At 41.8% G+C, this 21,595-nt stretch carries 7 protein-coding genes; all 7 read right to left on the reverse strand.

The genetic code is table 11. The features are described from left to right. Window positions 1–72 precede the first annotated feature (72 nt). The 7 genes from AVL57_RS20155 to AVL57_RS20185 all read right to left on the reverse strand — a co-directional run bounded on the left by AVL57_RS20155 (window position 73) and on the right by AVL57_RS20185 (window position 21,565). Entirely contained in the window at window positions 73–2,499 is a 2,427-nt protein-coding gene (locus tag AVL57_RS20155) for a TraM recognition domain-containing protein (protein WP_061093683.1), read from the reverse strand. Further along, window positions 2,496–3,668 carry a secretion/conjugation apparatus DotM-related subunit gene (locus AVL57_RS20160; RefSeq protein WP_156454878.1) on the reverse strand — a complete coding sequence of 391 codons (1,173 nt, stop codon included), beginning with the start codon at window positions 3,666–3,668 and terminating at the stop codon, window positions 2,496–2,498. The genes AVL57_RS20155 and AVL57_RS20160 overlap by 4 nt, the downstream gene beginning before the upstream one ends. 151 nt (window positions 3,669–3,819) lie before the next feature. Continuing rightward, window positions 3,820–4,443, reverse strand: coding sequence for a hypothetical protein (locus AVL57_RS20165; RefSeq protein WP_061093685.1), 624 nt, complete (start codon window positions 4,441–4,443; stop codon window positions 3,820–3,822). After that, window positions 4,440–5,105, reverse strand: a complete 666-nt coding sequence (locus AVL57_RS20170) for a hypothetical protein (protein WP_061093686.1) — start codon at window positions 5,103–5,105, stop codon at window positions 4,440–4,442. Before AVL57_RS20170 ends, AVL57_RS20165 begins: the two co-directional genes overlap by 4 nt. Beyond that, window positions 5,102–5,722 (reverse strand): hypothetical protein, encoded by a 621-nt coding sequence (locus AVL57_RS20175; RefSeq protein ID WP_061093687.1) that lies wholly within the window; start codon window positions 5,720–5,722, stop codon window positions 5,102–5,104. Before AVL57_RS20175 ends, AVL57_RS20170 begins: the two co-directional genes overlap by 4 nt. An 85-nt stretch (window positions 5,723–5,807) precedes the next feature. Beyond that, a complete protein-coding gene (locus tag AVL57_RS20180) occupies window positions 5,808–20,102 on the reverse strand; it encodes a helicase-like domain-containing protein (protein ID WP_061093688.1) in 14,295 nt (4,764 codons plus the stop codon). Further along, a complete protein-coding gene (locus AVL57_RS20185) occupies window positions 20,102–21,565 on the reverse strand; it encodes a hypothetical protein (protein WP_061093689.1) in 1,464 nt (487 codons plus the stop codon). The genes AVL57_RS20180 and AVL57_RS20185 overlap by 1 nt, the downstream gene beginning before the upstream one ends. Window positions 21,566–21,595: the final 30 nt, after the last annotated feature.

Here is a 21,595-nt window from a genome sequence, read left to right on the forward strand (position 1 = left end):
CTGGCAATCTTACCTTTGCACAACAGTAATCGGCAGAGTTTGAATATTGTTTCAACCTGGCTTCTATTGACATCAACGCTCTTTATTTTTTCCCGAATTAAGTAATGCATCCCACATAATCGAGGCATCTTGTTCAGTTTTTTCGACTTCCTTACTTGTATACTTCATAGATTCAGCAACTTTTTCTACCTGCATTTTACTCTCAGCTTCTGCAAATTCTTTAGTAACTCCTGACTGTTTAGCCAGTGCTGCAATACTGTCAGCCAGCGCCTTTGGGTTAGCTAAGTTAGGACTTGTTTTAAAACCATAGACCCATGTGTTGGATTTATTTTGGACAACTCTGCCCGCTTGGCTATCACGCGTCTTTTTCTTAGGGGGGGTTATGTGTAAAGTTTTTGTCTCATCAACATCGCTATGAGTCTCACGTGGCTCACTTTCTGTTCGAGTGGCGCTAGCAGGTTCAGATGTGGGATAAACGCTCACATCATCTTCTGTGGGCTCAAAATCTGCCGCTTTAAGTAATTGTTCTATCCAATCATTGGGCTTTTGGCTTGGCAGATTGAAATCAGAAGACCCCACTGTTGGATATTCAGATTTATCAAGCATATTGGTGATAACAACTTTCGACATCAGCTTTTGGCGCATAGCCATTACAGATTGATTGGTAGGTGGTAACACTTCCAATTGTCGGACATGCACAAAGTTGTCATTCTTAATTTCTGGCAAGCCGTGATAAAACATTTTAGAGCGGATTACTTTACCATTTTGAATTATGTGGGCTAAGCCTTCGGTTTGTTCAAATAAATCCCGAAATTCTACAGCTTCGACTTCTTGTATCGTTGCTTCTTCATTCACGTTTTGAAAAGTACGTACTACCCCTCGCTTTAAGTTATTGGCCATCAAAACACGGCGCTTACCCGTTAATTTATTGATGTAATCCATAGTTTCGTTTGAGTCATAAAGTTTAAGTACAATCTTTAAACCGGTATTACCCCATATCTTATTGGTTTCATCTTTACTAGATTCCAACAGCGAAGCTAATTCTTGGTTACTAAAAATCATGCTCATCCCCAAGCCCCTGGCTTGGCTGGTAGTAATAGCAAAGTTACCTGCTTTAGCCGCCTCTGCGTACTCGTCAACTGTGCACGTTGATATATACCTTAAGTCAATAGGTAGATTATGAATAACATCATCCGCATCACCTTCTGCATTCGGACCTAGGCCGAGTGAAATTGAAGCTTTGACTAATGATAGCCCTATTTTACCTTGGGTTAGTTTCGCATCATCTGACGCTTCCATTGCAGGGATGAAAATAAGAAAAACATGGTTATTTTGAATAATATCCGTGGTATCAATTTCACCCAACTCACATTCAAATATGTGCCCATAGGTAGATTGAAAATCAGTTAGCGGTTTGACTACATAACCATCAGCATAGCTGAATTGCTTGGCAACTTCTGAAGGCTGTTTAGACGTATCTTTAAGCGCTTTTTCGGTTTCTTGTATTCCCAATTTAATAAGCACGGAACGTAGTGCGTTTCTTTTTCTAGCAGAAATTAGGTTTGGAATAACGACATCTTCACCCGTATCTTGGTGGATGTAGGTGATTTGATTATCATAATATTGAGGGTATGCCATTTGAACCATGATCTTAATCGACATGAATTCGCCAATTAGGTAGGGCGTGATATTAACTACTTCTTTATCCCTCAACTCTACAGCGCAAGGCATACACCCTTTTAAGATTACTAACGCTTTATCTTTAAATACTTGGTTCTGGCCACCTTCCGGCATCATGCTTTCAATGATATTTGTACATAACTCTGCTGAACCACTATTTAAGATTGCTAAAGTATTTGAGTTCTTATGCCAGCTTTGTGGATCAACACTTCTGTTACCTGTTTTGAAGGAAAGTACTTTAAGGCTGTCTTCACGACCAACAATGCGTAATAGTTGGTTGTATCGAAAGCTAGTATTCATCGCAGCTTTTGCGTCCAAATAGATAGAAGCGCCCCCAAGGAGAATTGAACTGGCCGCATTAATTGACAATAACGCTTCGGTTTTACCTGCCCCAGTTCCGCCTAGCACAAGTAAATGCAAAAGCATGTCAGGGGCAATGCCCCATAATTCTTTTTTATTAAACCTCTCATTGCCAAGGTGAATGGTAGCACCAGCTTTATCGAATTGGTGAGGCCTACCTACCTTTGGGTTGTGCTTATCGACAAGTTTCTTGAGCAAGATTGGGAGTTTCATCGGAAGTGTTTTATATTTGTCAGAATTAACGAAGAAGTTAATTGAAAACACACCGTATATAATCATGAGCAATATGAGTGCTGCAGGATAAACAAATGCGAACGCGCAAAATATGATAAGAACTGGTGTGCTGATTTCTATACGAGCGCAAGCGTCCATTGTAAGTTGAAATGCGCTACGCGACTCAAGGTAATAACGTGTTACCTCACTATCGGCATTAACGGGGGCATGTAATCTATTACTCATCGTGCACTCCCTTCTGGAACATATACCCACGCTTCTGAATTAGTCATAAAGCGTTTTAAAGCATTCACCGCGCTATCGACTTGCGGCTCTGCAAGTCGAATGTCAGTAATTTGATTTTCCCAATTTTCTTGGTCACGAATTGCAGCGCATTCTACCCACGCCGTTGGAGTGCCGGTTTGATTAAACGTTAAGAAAAGTTGGCGGTCGAAATACTTCAACCAATAATTGTGAGAGGTGTAAAACTTACCTTTGGTACGCGCAATCTTTATCGCTTTAACTAAGAACGTAAGCTCATACATAGAGGTGTTGTATGCCTTCTTAAACTCATAGTCATTGATATGCTCAGCTATGACTTTATCGGCTTCAAACGCAGCGATGGCACATTTAAAGGTGAAGTTCTTGTATTGTTTCAAAACTTTAAAAGAGCGATTCACTCTATCTTTATATTCGTAAGCGCGGTCGATACCACCTGCAGTTCTTCCTTCAGACATTAGCATGCACATAGCCAAAAGAATTTTTCGTGCTTTGGACATGGCCATAACATCGTTGAGGGGTTCATCAAGCTGTTTGATGAAGTGTTGTTTTAGCTTTTCATCATCAACTAGAACACAGCGCTTAAAGAGTGAGCTTTGGCCTTGTGGATCTCGCATTTTAGGATTTATATAGGCATAGCCTGGCATCGCACCTTTCACTTTAGAAAACGTAGGCTTAAATCGTTTAGTGGTATCAATTTCATTACGATTATCTAATCCATAAAACTGGATTAGTTCATGCTCTATACAATAACGAAGTGGGGGCTTAGCTCTTGCAAGTGTGCCTTCATCAGCAGGTAAACTCAGTAAATCCACGGACAGTGGTGGAATAAGATGGGGTTCAAATTTTTTGTAAGTATGAGCAAGTCGCTGGAAACTATATTCAGTCTTAAAGTTACGGACTCGCTGCTTTTTAATATTCCTAACAATGGTAATTAACACCATTAAAAATACAAACGGACGTAAAGGCGAAGATATAAATGCTAACAACTCTAGGTGGTCATATGGGGAAAGGTCGAAATAGGTAACTCTGTTAAGAATACTTCCATAATCACCTAACTCTGTAAAACTATAAGAGGGTAGAAGTAACCGACCAATATGATGCCCTACTTCAGGAATGTTATAAACAGCACTCATGAAGCTCACCGTTAAACGACTTAGAGAAATTAAAGCAGTCCCTATATAGTAGTAACTAAGCCAATACATGAGCATGAAAAACATAACTATGAGGCCGAATATCGCCATTATCGTGGCGGCGTCGTCGTGATTGTTTAAGTTGTCATGTGAGTTACTCATCATAAGCCTCAATTAGTTTATAAGTTGTCTTGAGCATGACGCAGCACGTAGCGAGAAGCGTTCCTGAAAGTAACCCACCCATTAACGTTAAATTGTCAAAGAGGAATAGATAAAGTGATAAAAAGACTACAGCAGCGCAGAAGGTGGCTAAGATGAAAAGAATAAATAGAAGCGTTTTTCTACTCGCAACATGGGCTTGCTTTTTTGACTCTGCACGGCGTTTTGCAAGGTCTAAAAATATGTCTACTAATAAGGAAAACAAGGCTATGGGAGATTGACCACCAGCATTAAATCCCTTGTCGAAGTTTGACTTAACATTAGCAATACCGATCCCATTAGCAGCTACCGTTTTCACAATGCCACGTTTGCCGGTACCTAAATTCTTGTACTTCATACCATACCAACTGTGCTGTTTGTCTAACCAAATACAGTGGGCGTATCGGTAACTTTCTAGAATACGGTTAGCATGATGCTCGTCTTTTGCGTAAAGGGTGCAGGTATGGCTTTCAGATGTGTTTTTCACGTTATCGTGAATGGAATAATTACCATCAAATTTCAGGTAGCTTTTGAAAAATGTACGATAGAGCCATTGGCTAAGATGAAAAGATAACGTCATAAATCGCAGTCCACCAGAATTGCAGTAATCGTATTTAATACATCGAGTTCAACACCTTCAAATACAGTCTGAAAATCACCCCCAGAATGACTGCGTAAGGCATTAATTAACATCACGGGTAACTCAGCAAGTATCGTTTGTGTGCAGGCCATTTCATGGGCGTGGTTCAAATCTGAATTTTTCAATTTTTGAATACAAAGGTTGATAATTTTTTCAGCGGCAGCGATCCCTTTTTTCCTATGTTCATTTGGAAGGTGGATCGCAATTTTCAGAAGTGCCCCCGATTTTGTGTGTGGGGTATGTGTATTAGTTGAGACGTTAACAGGTTCTACCAACGTAACTAATTCACTAAGTACGCGAGCGTCTAACCACTGTTCATTGCTATGTTCAATAGCTTCAGTCACGGCAAACAAAATCAAATCGTTTTTGTTTGTGACATCAGCTTCATGTTGAAGTAGCAAATTTTCATCAAGTTCCCGAATCTTACCTAACGCTTCCTTTAGCAACGGAATAGGATCATCTGCAGTGCTTCTAAAGACAGCTCTCAACAAAGGGAAATAAATGTTAGTCGCAGTTAGACAGGCACTTTGCGGTTCAAATTCAGGTTCTAATGTTGCGCTAGTGGTATCCATAAGCGCTTGCTCTGCTAAGTCTGTAATCATCCTAACGACAACTCTTCATCATTTTGATTCGGGGTGCTTGCCACGTGTGTAGGTGCCATCTGCAATAAAGAACCATGCTCTGGCTGTATGATTGTTTTGGGGTGCAACTTGCCATCACTGAGCGATAACGTTTTCGCCATATCCAGAGACTCTGTAATGACACTTGTAAACTTGACGACTTCAAGAGTAAGGGAATACATCAAAGCGTCTTTGTCATAGTCATGTTCCGTCACTACAACACGCTCAGAAAGCCAGCTGTTTTTATCTGGAACACACTTAAATAAAGGCTCTTTGCCTGAAAGGGGGGTGAATTGGTTGTTATCCACTGAGAGGGCGTTGGCGCGATTAACTATTAAGGGTAGAAAATGATTACCAACCATCCCTTCGTGTATGGGTATGCTCGTATTTTCATAATCCCAATGTAGAATTTTTTGAGCTACACAATACTCAGTTAAAGCGGCAGTGATAAAGCTGGTGATGTGCAAACTACCAGCTTTTTCATAGTAGTCACACTCTGAACATCGAGTTGCAATGCGACTGTTGTATGCGCCGAAATTAAGCTCGTGGCCACAGATTGGACAAAGTTTCAGTCCTGGATCGACTTGGATAATTTTCATTTGCTACACCTATGATTAAGACATGTATTTTTTCAGTTCTTAATCACAGGTGGCAAATTGTCAGTGTCGCTATATCCAGATTGTTTTAGTCATCCAGGCTCATTGACTCGGATAAATCACCAAAGTCCTTTGTTTCTGAACTTCCAATATGGCCATTCAGTATTTCTTTCCAATCTGCGACTTCCTCTTCTTTCTGTTCATTTGCTACTTCAACGAGTTCAGCTTGAAGCTCGGCTTGACGTTTTAAGCTGTTCTTCAATTCATCTTCCCTATCAAAAGAAATGACGGTTAAGGGCTCATAAGTACCAATACGTTTTTCGAGGTCTTCTTTCTCTTTAATGGATTTTTCTTTTACTTTTGCAAAAGTAGTCTCTATATCCATCAAAGTTCTAGCTACATGCGAAATGTGTTTAGTTTCACAAAATGACCTCTCAACACCATCTACATTTATCATTGCATTTAAGATAGGCATCTCTTTTTCTTTTTGATAAATGATATCAATGGAGATTGGCAAGCCTTTATACGTACCTACTTCAATGAAATCTTCATTCGATTTAACTGCGACATCTCGTGCTTTTTTCAAAGCTTTCAAGATAGTGTCAGCATCATCTACAAAGGCGCCATTTAAATCGATATTGTCGCTGTTCTTAGCTGTTACGGCCAAAGTCTTATCGATAAAATCTATGACCTTATCCGCATGGCGAATTTCTTTTTTCGCCATGTTTATACGAGAAATTGCGTCAGCTTGTTTATCTTGAGCAAGCCGTCTGGCCCTTTCCAGTTCATCTACCTTCCTATCCAAATCGATTTTCTCTTTGATTAATGGGTTGCCGGTGGCGATTGCCATCATTTCTTCAAAGTTCGCATCGACTTCTTCCAAATATTCTCTCGGTGCTGAATTTGGATCGGTTTTAGTTTGCGCAATGAAAAGTGCTTTACGACGAATGTGTTCCCACTGAAATAAGTCATAACTGTTTTCAGTGCTATACCGGTACATTGAAAGGTCAGTATGTTTATTACCTGTGCGCTCAATACGACCAGAACGTTGCTCAATTTCTCGTGGGTTCCACGGGGGAGTAAGTTCGTGCATTGCTTTAAGGTAAGTTTGGATGTTGTTACCAACGCCAAAGCGCTCTGTTGTACCAATAATTACTTTAAACTTACCTTCATTAGCAGCAGCTTCAAATGCCTTCTTTTTATTTTCGGTGTCGACTTCCCGAGACGTGATTATCTCTTCCCTTTTACATACCCCTTTTTCAACTAGCTGATTAATCAACTCATCGTAAGGGCTAAATCCTTGCGAAGTCGGGTTGACGTATCGGTCTATAAACACCAATTGTGTGACCGGCATATCAGTATTCGCATTTTTCAATACGCTCTCGATGTTTCTAACACATGTATTGATTTTGCCATTTTCAGCAGCGGGTAGTCGTGCATCTATCATACGCAAATCAAATGCTGCTTTTTGCGCATCATGTTGGATACTAAACCATGCTTCGTCCTTCGCCCCATTTCTAAATGACTTAGCTCTTAGGGCTATATCATTCATAAATGGTTTGAAGAATTCGCCACCATCAGCTTGAACAGGGATACGAACTGCATGCGGTCTTTGTGCGCCGGATTCGTCCGTTGTTAAAACATCAGCAGCTACGCGATATAGCTTTGCGAGTTCTGGTAGGTTATTGAACTTGGCTAATCTAGAGTTTTCACGGTAGCCAGTCCCTTCCGGTGACGCTTCAATTGCCGTAACCACCTCACCAAATGTTGACATGAAGCTATCAAAATCAAGGATGCCCATTCGTTCTAACTCATTGGGGATCAAGTAATAGAGATTGGTGTACATATCAGACATTGATTTTCTAATGTCGGTACCCGTCGCAAGGACCAACCCGTTACCGTTGTTTTGCTCTTGAAGATAACGAACCATAAACAGTAAGTTAGTAGCCTTATCCGATTCACTCGTATTTACTCCCGCAACGTGAGACATGTTGCTGGGGGTGGGCAGGTTCAAGAAGTTGTCACTTTCATCAATAAAGAGGGTATCAATACCCAGCTCATTGATATAAAGCATGTCATCTTTGTTTTCTTGCTTAAGCCGACGTTCAATTTTAGCTTCTAAGCTTTTAAGCCGTTTCTCGCTACGTTTTAAATTATAACCCCCTATGCCTTCAGCTATTGAGATTGCATGTGAAAGCTCCCCCTTCTGCCTTTCAAGCTGTCCAATAACAAATTCACTTGGCGCGGCGAGTTTATTAAGAAACGAGTGCGGCACGATAACGGCATCGTAATTTTTCATTGCTATTCTGGCGGTGACTTCTTTACGGCCTAACGCAGAAAGCTCTTTTGAATCCATCATAAGAATATTTGCTGAGGGATAATGTTCTTGAAACATTCTAGCCAACTGGCCATAAACATTATTAGGTGCGGCAATCATTGCCTTGTTATGCACGCCGGCGATACGACCTTCTCTCGCACAAGACACTAATTCAAACGATTTACCAGACCCAACACCGTGAGCAAAAAGGACGGACTTATCGACAAGATAGCGTGCTAAGGCATCTTTTTGTTTTTCCCTTGGTTCAAAATCATTACCTTTAAATTTAGGGTTAAGTCCGGTGTATTGGATCAAGCTGCCATTAAATTGCGGCATATTGATAACATTCACGGTACTGTTGTAAATCTCTGCAATTGCAATCCTGCGTTCGGGATCTTTACCCACCCAGGCTTTAAACTCTGTCTGGATAGTATCAGCCATATGTTTTGCTTTTGCCGTTTCTTCAGCTAAGACAGTTCGCTTACCATCTATGGTCACAGCAACTTCAATCTTGTCACCGTTAGCAAGTTTGTTTATTAGGGTTAACGCCGACATTTCAGACGTGCCCCATTCGTTTTCCAACTTCGCTTCATTTTTTCTGGTAAAGCTATATCTGGCGTTGATATCCCACAGATTTGCGACCTTGCCAACGTGAATATCTTTAACATCGTTGTCATCACGCGGTTCATTACCGGTGCCTAGATAGTAAACAAAGTCTTTGAGGTAGCTATGTGGCATCCATTGAGAGCCAATTTTAAATCTAATATCCCCAAAGTTGATTGGCGTTGGCCACGCTTTTTCGATGGCATTGATATTTTTAGTGGCGTAATCCTCACCTAGCTCTAAGGCAGCTTTCGCATGTTTTAATTTATCTGCCATATCACCAGAAAGGTACTGGCTCGCGTGAACATAAGATTGTGATTGAGGTTCGATGAACAAGCTATCATGTTCGTTGTATAGGGTTTCCATGCTCTTACCCGTGGCACGTTCAATATAGTCAGGATTTAATGAGCCAAAACGGCTTAATGAAACTAAGAAAGCGTCATCTTCACTTCTGATAACCGGTTGTGGAGGATTGGCTTGTATAGTGCGCTGCGTAAACGTATTGGCTTTTATTGTTTTGCCTGTGTTCGGTGCTTTTGACTCAAGTGCGCAAATTAACATCGCATCTGGATCTGACTTAAATACACTTTTGTTATAGGTGGCCGATACATCTTTAAAGCGTTTAACAAAGCTATCGTAGATGTTGTTTAGCTTGGTAGCGGATGCTTCAAATTCCTCGTCTGAACATTTCGCGACTTGAATAGCGATATGCATGCGAGTGGCATCTCTAAGCTCGATAAGCGACATCAAGCGCTCTTTGTTGCTCTCCCTATATTCAAAAGCTTGTGGCGCTAATCGATACGCCTCCTGCTCACTATCCCATTCGCGTTGCAGACAATAAATGTCATTGTCGACAACCATCAAACTGCCCACCCGATGGTGTGGTTGTAATAGCGCTTCAATATCTGGGCTTGGTTTCGGATCTGCTTTAACTTCAACCGCGGTTATTGGCTCATTAGGTGTGAATTGATTAGCAGGTAACTTTGCTACTTGAGCATCTAATTCGCGTTGTATATCACCAGTAAAACTCGTACCCAGCTCTTTACCAAACTGGCCACTAGTTACGATTAAATCCCCAATTACACGGTCTGGATTTTCAAGGAAATAGTTATTGATAAAGATTTCGCCGTAATTCAGCTTGTCGAAGTAATCGGTATTTACCCATGACGTATTGCCTTGGTTTTCATGGTCGAATCGCTTTCTAAAAAACAGAATGTCGGCATTGGCTTCTGTGCCTGCATGCTCTTTAAAGACTTTATTCGGTAAACGCATGGCGCTAACTAAATCGCTACTTTGTGCAAAGTGCTCTCTTGCTTTTGTCGAACGGCTATCCATTGTATAGGTAGAGGTGATGAAAGCTACCATTCCGCCAGGTTTCAACTTGTCCAACGATTTGGCAATGAAATGGTCGTGGATACTCAAGTTTAAGTGATTGTAATCGGGCTCATGCAACTTGAAGTTTCCAAATGGAATGTTGGAAGTGATGACATCGAAGTAATCATTTGGCAGTACAGCTTTTTCGTAACCGGTGTTTGTGATCTTCACGTCGGGTTGAAGGTGTTTAGCAATGGCTGCTGTTATGCTATCTAATTCAACACCAGATAATGAGGACTTATCGGCAAGAGACGCAGGCATGAGGCCATAGAAATTGCCGGTACCCATTGAGGGGTCGCAAACTTTTCCACCCTTAAAGCCCATCTTGTGCAATCCCTTCCATACCGTTTGTGTGACAGGTACGGGGGTGAAAAATGCGGTATTAGTGGAAGACTTGATAGCCGCAAGCTCCTGCGGGGTGACTAATTCCTCTAATTCTTGCTGCTGCTTATTGTACTCCCAATAACTTAGGTACTTTGCGATACCACCCCAACCAGAGTACTTACCGAGTGCGTCAACTTCCGCTTGCGTGGCTCTTCTTTCAGATTTTTCGAGCTCTTTTACAATTTTAATGGCATCGATATTATGCTGATATTTCTCTTTGAGAGAGAAGGTACTTAAAGCGCTTTGCTGTGTGAAGTCGAATGGCGTGCTTCGAATTCTGCCATCAAGCTCATCAATGACACTTGGAGTGCTTGTTCCCTCGCGTCTTGTAGGTGATTCCAATGCGTCAGAATGTCCGTCAGGTCTACGTCCTTCGGTATCTGCTGCTCGTAGATTGGTAGGTTCGTTTCGTACAACTCCCCCATTCTTTGAGAGAGAACTTTCATCTCTGCTTCCATTTGATTCGACTGCTCTAACTGTATCGCCAGTTCGGGGTGCATTGCCCCCAGTTGCATTGTTATCTCTTGCTGAAACTCCAGATATTTCATCATTTTGTTCCTTATCAGGTTGGGTAGCTAAAATAGCTTTTTCAATCGTTTCACCAGTACCAATTAGCTTACCGTTTTTATCAAAATAAGCTGGTGTATTTTCTGATGTGCCGAGATTTAAATCGTTTTGGGATAAATGCCCTTCGCCTAAACGCAAATCCATCACGCTTTCAAGCTCTGCAATGGCAAGTTGAGCATATCCGCTTTCGGGAAATGCTAACTGATCGGCTTTCTGTACCGCCTTTTCCAATATGGTGATGAACGCGCCATCTTCATTTAGCCCTAAGTTGTTTTTAATGCTTTCAAATGCCGCTTCATCATATTCAACAAATTCAGATGTTAGGTTGAGGATTTGGCCTTCATCGGTCATGACTTGAAGGGTGCCGTTATCGCTATAACCTTGTACGGTGACTACTTCTACTTGCCCTTTATTATCGGTAAGCAGGGGAGTGCCTTCATCAATACGTTTAGCTTCGACAACCTCGATTGCTGGCTGAACAGGTGTAACGATGACATCACCGTCAACAAACGCTATAGAGAGGGGGTGATCCTCATCCAGTTGAATAGTGTCACGCCAGTACGCGTAATCCTTAGACTCTACTGAAATAATGGTCTCAGCGTCATAGGGGCGCACAATATGGAGATTATCTAACTGCTTACTATCTAATTGATGAACAAGGCCGACTTTTTGTGTCATACCGAAACGTTCACACTCTTTAAGTAGGTTCACATAACGGAAAGCATACAACTGTTTAGCGGTCAGCTTTTTGGCATCCGTAAACCACTTCGTTACCGCATCACTATCTTTAAGATTAACACCAGCGGAAGCCATTTTATTCAGCGTGGTATCTTCATCGACTAAACCAGATAAATGCTCTAGAGCAATCATTCGTAGGTCAAATTCACGTTCTATTTGCTGTTTTAAAGCGTCAGGTTTTTCGGATTTCTCTAAACCAAATAAGATCGCAAGTGTTGTAATATCTGCGTCAGGGGCATTCTTTAAATTCTCTAATCCATCTACGTTAGCGGGGGAGTATTTTTCAAAAACATCGACGTTTAAATCACTAAGTTGCACGGTTTCAGAAAAGGCATTCGCATTGACGTTTTCAAAGAAAGATAACGGAAGTGAAGAAAGCAGCTTACTGCCTTCATTACGCGCTTGATAAAGCCATTCTGGTACAACAGAAGCTTCATTTTCGGCAAGCAGGATTATTCTACCTTTAACACTGCCATCCTGTGTCGCAATACGATCACCGACCATTATTGTTTGTTGGCTTGCTGGTTTCGATGGCGTGCTAGTTTCTAGTGTTGTTGCCGTTGCTTTAGCGGTGATTGTTGCCTCAACTTGGGAGAACCATGCTGGTCTTTCTGCAATGTCGTTATTGATTAATGCCTGTTTATAATCACCTAATAACGTGGATAGCAAATTTTCCTTAACGAAATTAACCTTCTCATTGGCAAACAAACCTTTCGTCGCACTTTGTTCACCCAATATTTCTACAACTTCATCTATATTCTGCTCGTTAAAGCTTTCGCCTAAGGCCAATGTTTCATGGATAGATAGTGTTTGCTTAATGCCAAAATCATTCGTTATCGAATCTACACTGAAATAGGTTAGCCCTTGGCTTAAAACTGCATCGCTTAGTTCTGACAGAGAATTGTAGATTGCTACCGGTTCGTCCGCGCCTGGTTGGTAGCACGTAAATTGGTCCTTTTGTTTAGCGATAATTAACGATTCGCCTTCGTCATTATTGGCACCTATTAGACCTGCATCAGAAAGGTATCTATCAATCGCATCTAAAGAGAACTCAACAGCATTCTTATTTAATGGGGCGAGGCTATATGTTGATAAATACTCGTTTTCAATAGCGCGAGCTACACCAATACTTCGATCAGAAAGTACAGTGAAATAGGACACATCAGATGGCAATAGTAGCCCTTCATGTGCCTTCTTGGTGTCACCCAATACTGCATAATGAAAGCGACCTTTTGAAACATACTTCGGGTTCTCTATACCCACTACGATTGGGTTTTCATATTCATCGGCTCGAATGTCTACCCGTGTATCGAAATCCAATAACGAGACACTTTGAAGTCCACTTGCCAATGTATTGATAAATGCCTCACGGTCTTGCCTAGCGTTAATCTCTTCCACACGGGATGCAACGCTTTCAAGCTCGCCCCCTGTGAAAGCATCAACTTCTCTTAAAATTCGACCAGATATGGGCAATCCCGCGTCCTGAGCATGCGCTATCGTTGCCACAAAGTTCAGTTGTGCCACTTTAACGATTGAAGAATCATGCAAAGACTTAGCTTCTTGACGTAATTTACGAGCTGTAACGACAGGTGAACTTGTACTTTCAATACGAAGTGCAGCGGCCATTTGCGCCAATTCTTCAGGGGGTAGGGCAGAGAGCGAGCCTTCATCTAATAAAGCAATGGTACTTCTGTGTGTAAGGTTCTCTTGAATGATGGTGGCAAGTGCTGCCTTATCTTCTACACTTTCCGACCCTTTGACTTGGTTTATTTCTGCAAACAGTTTGAATTGAGCTAATGAATACTTATCAATAGCTTCCTTACTGGTTAATTCTCTGTATGAAATTGCCTGTATTTCGTTAATCGGGCCCAATGCACTTGGCGTGTTAATGAATTGAGCGAATGGCATGATTGAACTTGAATCTACGGCTAAGCGTGGTAGTAAGTCAAAACTGCTGATTGCCGTACTCAATTTGTCTTTTTGGGAAGGGTTAATTCCAGCGACACTCACGATTTCATCGTTTCGGATTTGGCTATCTAAGTTGAGCTCTTTTTTCAATGTGTTGTAGAGGGCTCTGACTGACGTATAGCTATTTTTCTTTAAGTCATTTCTGATGGCTTCGCTATCAATCATCGTGCCGCTAGGATCATGATAAGGGGACACATCTAGCGCTTCTTTACTTAAATACATCTGATGAAATTCTTCATAAGTCATTTCTGACTCTACCGCAGAGGTTAACAACTCTTTCAACTCTGCAAATCGATTATCTTGTAACGGCTTTTCGATGGCGTTAACCAGCTTACTTGCCTCAGAGGTGCTAGAGGGAGTAGGTGCTACTTGAGAGTCTGTAGCGGGGGCGACTTCTTCTACCTTGGGCAGCATTGAAGAAAAGCGAGCTGAAGCGTATGTGTAATCTTCCGACGCTGTATAGCTGCCATTATTTCCGATTAAATAAACATTTCCATAACGAGCAAACTTACATTTTAATAATTGCGCGCTATCTTCACTCCGAAGCGTATCTACTTCACTTTCTTCACGTAATTGAGTTGGTAAATCAGATAACTTTTCTAGTTCCTTGTCGGTGAGAGCTTGTCCTTTTACAGTGAGTGAGTCACCCACTTGCGTGACTGATAACACCAATATTTCATTTGAAAGTACGCGCAAATATTGCGTGTTTTCACTTTGTTCGTTGGCTTCATTAATTACCTTTTCTAGCAGTTGTTTGCCTTCATCTTTCTTACTGCCAAAAACTTGAGCGGCCATCTGTCTGTAAAATTGAGAAAGCACAGTGGTACCATGAACGTAGTCAAGGTCACTTTCAAATAATGCCTTATTATACTTACCGTCTTCGATGTAAGCATGGCCGCTTTCATGGCCTTTAAGTTTGTTCGCCCCACGAAAATATTCTCTAAAGCGCTTGTCTTCCATTTCTCCCTTAATTAATAGGAATGCTTTTGTGTAAGTTTCTGCCGTATCCATACGGCCTTTTGCCGCCTTAATGTATTCACCTACATATGTGTCGATAAACGTTTTTGGAGCGTTAGCGTTTAAGCTATGACGCATAGCCATTACATCGGCGTTAAATTGTTGGGTGTCGACTTCTTTCGTCTCGATAGAAAAATACGGCATACCAGGTATTTCAATACAGTCTGACTCAAATTCGTCAGGGGTAAACCCGTTGTCAGCCATCGTATTCATATACTCAATCAGGCTCATATAACGCTGTGCAGCATCTGTTTCGATTGCTGGTACAGCATCATCTATCGCAACAGTCTCACCTTCAACCTCGGGCGCAGTGGTTTCAGTTTCTTCAGGTTGTAGTGGCGTCGACTCCATTGTGTCGGCTACTTGAACTACTTCTTCAACATCTTGTGTGTCTGGAAATAAATCTTGAAACATGAAGTCTATCAACGCATCTTCAGTTATACCTTCTTCGACTTCCGTTCCTACTACTTCAACCTCGGCTTCAGGAATAACCGTATCGAGTTCTGTAGGATGAATTTCACCCTCGAAGCTCTGGTCTGTTTCACTTTCGGTAGACACAGCATCAGGATTAACTTCATTGATATGTAGCTCTGAAAATGTATTCGTAGGGGGTGTCACAAGGTCGTTTGGTTCGAGTGCATCACCAGTCAGTTGTGCACTTGGCAAAACTTCACTATCAACACTTTCATTGGGTAAATTCTCCGCAATTTGTGGCTCTACTGGCTCAGCAAGTCCAGAGACTGGCATCTCTGCATTGATAGAATCTTCGTTATCGGCGTCATTCAAAGGAGCCGATTCAGAAGAGGTGTTAGATTCTGTTGCTTCACCAGTTATGCTCTCAGGGGTTGATTCTAAGCTACCTTCACTAGCTTGTTTTGCCGTATCATCGTTTTCACTAGGCGCTATATCACTCAGCTCTAGACTTGGTTCTAAATCAAAGAAGTCTGCTATCTCTCCCTCTGCATCACTGTCCGCGCTCACAGAAGTTGATTCTAACTCGAATTCAATAGGTGCTTGTTCTTCACCTGCCTTATCAGAATCTAAATCAGCAATGCCTATGCTAGGTTCAAATTCAGCAAAATCAGATAACACATCATCAATATTAAAAAGGTCTGTTTCTTCATTCAGTGCCGTCAGTGTCTCGCTATCTGCATGCTCAATAGCATTTCTGTCAACTGAGTCTTGTTCTGTTACTGATTCAATGACAGCGGGCTCAGCTTCAATGGCTTCTATATCGTCGTTTTGTTCAAGCTCAGGCTCTTCAAGTGCAACCACTGTTTGTTCTTCAAGTGTGGCTATTTCAGTTTCAGGAGTTAACGGTGTTTCGCTTTCCAATAGAGCGACTGCACTGGCAGGGGCAATATCAGCTTCAGTGTTCAGCAGTGATACTTGTTCATCACTATCTACTAAGACAGGAGCTGGGGCAGTGGGTTTAGTCGGTGGAGTCATATACGTAACACTAGCTGGGGCTTCTACAACCTCTGGTGCTACTATTTCCTGTATAACTTCCTCTGTAGCTTGCTCTTCCTCTTTTGAGGTGGCAGGTAATTCACTACTGTCCTTTTTTACTGGCACTTCTTGAGCCTTCACCTCCGGCTCTATGTTCTGATCAGACAACATATCTAATTGCTTCGCTACATGGGTGAAAGCTGTCGCCCTTGCGATTAAATCGTTATCGTCTTCAAAGAAGTGACCGTTATTTATGAATGCATCTTCAATACTTTCTTTCAGTATTGCTTGGTGTTTTTCAAGGCCATTTAGGTGCTGAAATTTCGGTGCATTTTTAGCGTAAAAGGCGGCTAACCAATACTGGTCAGAAGGCATATTTATATCAAAAGACTTAATTAATGCGTTTGCCTTTTTGATATGAGATACGGACACATTAAGTTGCTGACTCACGCCCTGCATTTCGTTGAGTAATACGTCAGAAGTTCTTGGAGCAGTAGGGTTAAAGTACACTGGTGAATTCTGGCTATGCAGCTGGTGCTTTAATGCAGGCTTAAGTAGATTAATGGCTGTTTCGTCTTCAACCACTATGCCGTGTTCGTTTGCATCGTAACGAAATGGGATTTGGCCCAATGATTTTTGTACTGTATTTCTAACTGCATCAGTTAGATCCCCTCGAATGACAAACCCTGTAGCGCTTTTATCATATGGCATCCCAAAATATAGTTGTGGTGCGCCCGTTAGTTCATGTAGAGCAGCCGCTAATGGATTCTTCTGAGCGAAAGGAATGATAAAACCTTTCAGTTTTTGGTTGAAAATAGGTGCACGACCTTGGGCTAATCTTGCACTGGCTGATTTAATTTTATCGTGGTGTTTACCTTCATGGTCTACTAATAGCAGGTATGCTGTATTGGTTTTCGCTGTTACCTTTTCAATGAAATCAATGCCAGTTAATGGTGGGCTCTGTGTCACAGTAGTGGTCACGGTTTCAGCAGGCTTTTGAGTTGGTGAAGTTTTAGCTTCAGTAATAGGTTTAGCCGGTGGTTTTTGAGCTTGAGCAGTAACCATTTCTTTGATAATAGGTTGTGCCTTCGCTGGTGGTGTTACTGTGCTTTTTTCGGGTGCCTCCTCGGGAGTTTTAGGCTTCGCTAATACCACCTTTTGTGCGGCGCCATTCAATCTTTGCTCTGCTAAGTAAGCTTCAATCCCATTGGGACCAAAAGCTTTGATATCGTCTTCATCATATTCAGATTCTAATGCCGAAATAGCAGTATCAATTTTTGTTTGTAAGTCTTTGTCACCGGAGTGCCTAACGATGAGCGTATGATATTCAAGAAGAGTGGAAGGCGGCGCGATAACTTCGCTTAATTGTCTTTTTGCTTCTGATGCCCCTTGGGTGACATACAGGTCACTGAGGTCGTTCAACCCTTTTTCAGGGTTTTCCCCAAAGCTAGGTAGAACATAACCAACTTTACTATCCCATGACGCTTCGATAGCAGATAGTAAACCGACGTTCCCGAGTGCGTTTTCCCAGTCATTATCTGCAATTTGTACAATTGGGCGTTCAGGATATTTATTACGAAGCATGGAGATAACATGCTTAACATTATCCTTATTCAGACCAACCACACCATAACCACCAGCAAGATAGACTGCGGTTAATGTGTTATTGAACCCTTCACCAACATATATAGTGGATTTGCCATCATCATGCCCGATGCGTCCGTGAGCCCCTGTTTTCTCCCCCGTGATAGGATCGCTTAATGGAATGCTGGCACTGAAAACCTTATTCATAGAGCGCCCTTTTTCATCTTGCCACGGCGTTCCGTATATTTTTTGCAAACCACCAAAGTTATCTTTCATATCATAGATGGCATACATAAAGGCGGGGTTGCGGCCATCGAGGCGACGAACATCACACAAACCTGTCGCTTCACTTAATTTTCTCTTTATAAGCTGCGGGTTATTTCCAGTTTCTTTAGGCGCTGTTTCCCACATTCGCTGCGCATCTTTAACATCACTTTTGACTTTTTTGGCATCAGCTATACGTTTAGCTTCCAAACGCTCTTTTTGGCGTTTTAAATTGCTTTCACGCTCCAAACGCTGCTTTTCTTTTTGTTCCGCGTTTTTCTGACTATACCCACGGCCCATGTCCAGATTGTATTTATCGAGCAATGCATGGAAACTGTTAAACGAAATTTCACCTGCCCCTGAATCTATCTTTTTGTTGTAGAACTTAAGGGTGATCGTAAGCAGGTCTTCTGTTTTACCTTTGGCTTTGTTCTCACTAGCAAGGTAGCCACTACTCGCGATAATCTGTGCTGAACCTGCGTGTTTAGTGTTTGACGTCCAGACGCTTTTTGAGCCTTTAAATTGCACCATGTTAGAGCCAGGGGGAGGCATAATAATATTTGGTTGCGTCTTGCTCCAATCAATCCCCATTTGGTCGGCAACATCACTTATCTCACGATCTAGATCTTGCATCATGTGATGTGTGTTACCGTTATATTTGTCGTCTAGCCATTCTGCATACGACAAACGTGGGGCTTTGGACGGGCCTGTGTAAGCTTGTTTCAATGGCTGGTTTAGAAGCTCGGCCAAATCGCTTTCAACATCTAAGCGCTTATCAAGTGGAAAATAGAAGTCTCCACTTAATACTTCTCCTTGATACTTTTCAGTTAACGCTTTTAGCTTGCCACTAAACGGGGCGACATCGGTATGGCCTGATACTCTAAACTTATCGTTACGAACACTATCAATAGGCGTTGTTTCACTATAAATAGCCGGTGTGCCGAGTAAATCAGAAAGTGAGCTTAAGACTTGTTGGCGATGTTGTTTAGGGAAGACATATTCTGGCTTATTAGCGGTCTTAATGGGTGTTATCCCTTCGACAGCCTTCATAATTCTATCTTCAAATTGTTTTAATTTAGACTCATCTCCAGAAACTTTAACGCCGGTGATTTTACCGGTGCTGTTAAGATGATTACTAAAGCGCAAAGGGTAGCGAAATTGATGGTTAATCTCTTGTTGTTGAGCTTCAGTTCGATATTCAATGTTGTAAAAAGCTGAGGTGTCGTGACCATGCACACCTACCGTTCCAGCTACAGAGTTTTCCTTAGTATCGAAAACGTGTATTTCATTAATGTTGCCATATTTAGGCGAAAAGCTAAGGGCTGCTAAAGTGTATGCTCGACGACTACGTTTTGAGTCTTCAACATAAGCTGTGTTGTTGCGGTGACGCTCACTACGTTGTTTATTGCCAAAATCATTAATTATGACTCGGCTATAACCTGCTATTTCCAATATTCCTTGAGGGCTTTGAAGGGCATCTTTGGCAGTATTTAAGGCATTCTTTAGTTCTTTAGAATTTCTAACGAACTCTTTTACTGCCGCTTCAACACCATTTTGTCGAGGGGCTACAAATTCAATTGGGATAGTATGCTTTTGACCATTAGCTTTGGTATAGCCAACTCTGATAAGTGCCCCACGTTTCGCCCTTTCACCAAATTGGCTTTCTTTATCGAGAGCACGAAGCATGGCGTTTTCTAATTCACTGAGTTTACGGATGCTTTCATATTCTTCATCCAATACGCTAGCAAATAAGACATCGTATGTCTTTTGAGTGCCTTTGTTCGTGAGTTGCGTGAATTCTGCGTCCACCTTAATAGGGGCAACTACTGCTTTGTTGGGTTGTGAAGGTTTCGAGAGTAAATTTGCACTGGTGGCTGCATAAAATTCACCATCCTCAACTAGTTTACGTAAATTACGAGCATGAATGAATGAGCCAATAGGGGCGTGGGATTTAGCGCTTTCATCAATAAAGGCATCGATAAAGTTGCGAGCTTTAGAATGGCGACTGAACACTAAAGTAATAGGCTTTTCCGGCTTACCTTTCAGTAGACCATAAATACTACCCTTGTCTTTGTTATACCCAGTAATTTGAATGATGGCGTTTTTAGTTTTCTTCATTAGTTCTGCTCCATCGAATTATCTAGGTCGATTGACCCATCAATATCTAGTTGTGGTTGATTGGTTAATTCTTTCGCAATGCTGGTGGTGGCCTCTTCTATGGCGCGAGATGTGCTTTCTTCCAGATTTGAAATGCGCTCGTGCACTTCTCCACGAGATTGGCCAGTGAAATGGATATGGTTGGATTGGTTCATAAATTCTTTTGAGTCGCCCCCCAGTAGTTCTAGGGTGGTAAGCATTTTCTCTTTAATAGGCGCGCCGACAGTTTGATAGCCACTTGTATCAATGCCTCTCGCTCTTGCTGCTTTCACTAACCCATCGATGTCGTAGCTAGTTCTAGAGTAGTTTTCGCGTGGAATGTTTTGTCTATCAAGAAATCGCAACACGCGGTCCGAATCTAATTCTTCACGCTTGCCTATTTTTACTAAGTCGAATACTGAATCTAACTTTTGGGGCTGGCCGAAATGGCTTACCGCTTCAATTAATTCAGAACGTGACGCTTCAAAGTTTGCTTCGGCTGATTTATACAGTCTTTGGGCAGCGGCATACTTTTTCGCCAATGGCTGAAAAACACTTTCTTGTTGGCCATTCAGTCGCTTTACTTCTTCAGGCTGATAATTCAGTGATTCGCCTTGCATCATGGAATTCCAATGCTTTACGGAAAGCGAATTTATGTCTTTGAACATTTCCCGTGTACAGAGCACTTTTTCATTTCGAATTTGCATATCTAAGTCATGCTCATCGAGGTTACGAAGTGCCTGCATGGCCACTTCATATCCTTGACTACCTGATGAGGCTAATTTGGTAATGAAACGTAATTCATCAGGGTTTATTTGGATGTTGTACTGAAATGTGGATGCGACTTTGACTTGGCTTTCTAAAAGGCTAAGTATTTTTACATGATGTTTAATTAGATCGGATTGAGTAACGTCTTGATTAAAATTTACTTTCACATCTAATTGAATTGCCCTGCCGGCTTTGTTCTCTGCCACCAGCGGACTAGATTGATAGAGGTTTGGCTTTCTGGATGTCTCCGTTACTCCCTTTGCCAAGCTGACCCGTTCCAATTCATATTTTTCAATAATTAAATTGCTTAACAGTTGCTCGGCTAATAGCGTATCCCTGTCCGTGGGATCGGGAACATCAACCGCTTTGAGTTGTTTTAAAGCATAAACTTCTGAAGCATGAAACTTGGATTGGTATTCATTATGCTCATAAGCCCATAAGGCTCTCACATCTCTGTCTGACAGTCCCTTAGCTGCGTGGATGGCCTTACGTACTTCAATGGCGTTCATGTGTTTAGCGCATACTTCAAGCCATTTATTAGCTTGTGATTCGCTTACAGTGCCATTGGCGACTTGCGGTAGCGCAAGCACATCATTGAGATGATGATTAAATACCGGCTCCCAGTCTGCTTCGGCAGAAAGTAAAGCTGCATTATCTAGATTTGTAATGACTGGCATGATTTCAACTTTTCTTAGCAATGAGATGTC

The organism is Alteromonas stellipolaris (genome assembly GCF_001562115.1).
Lineage (GTDB): Bacteria > Pseudomonadota > Gammaproteobacteria > Enterobacterales > Alteromonadaceae > Alteromonas > Alteromonas stellipolaris.

Coding starts and splice junctions, on each gene's coding strand:
- AVL57_RS20155 (WP_061093683.1), bottom strand. CDS start 2,499: ATGAGTAATAGATTACATGCCCCCGTTAATGCCGATAGTGAGGTAACA.
- AVL57_RS20160 (WP_156454878.1), bottom strand. CDS start 3,668: ATGAGTGCTGTTTATAACATTCCTGAAGTAGGGCATCATATTGGTCGG.
- AVL57_RS20165 (WP_061093685.1), bottom strand. CDS start 4,443: ATGACGTTATCTTTTCATCTTAGCCAATGGCTCTATCGTACATTTTTC.
- AVL57_RS20170 (WP_061093686.1), bottom strand. CDS start 5,105: ATGATTACAGACTTAGCAGAGCAAGCGCTTATGGATACCACTAGCGCA.
- AVL57_RS20175 (WP_061093687.1), bottom strand. CDS start 5,722: ATGAAAATTATCCAAGTCGATCCAGGACTGAAACTTTGTCCAATCTGT.
- AVL57_RS20180 (WP_061093688.1), bottom strand. CDS start 20,102: ATGAAGAAAACTAAAAACGCCATCATTCAAATTACTGGGTATAACAAA.
- AVL57_RS20185 (WP_061093689.1), bottom strand. CDS start 21,565: ATGCCAGTCATTACAAATCTAGATAATGCAGCTTTACTTTCTGCCGAA.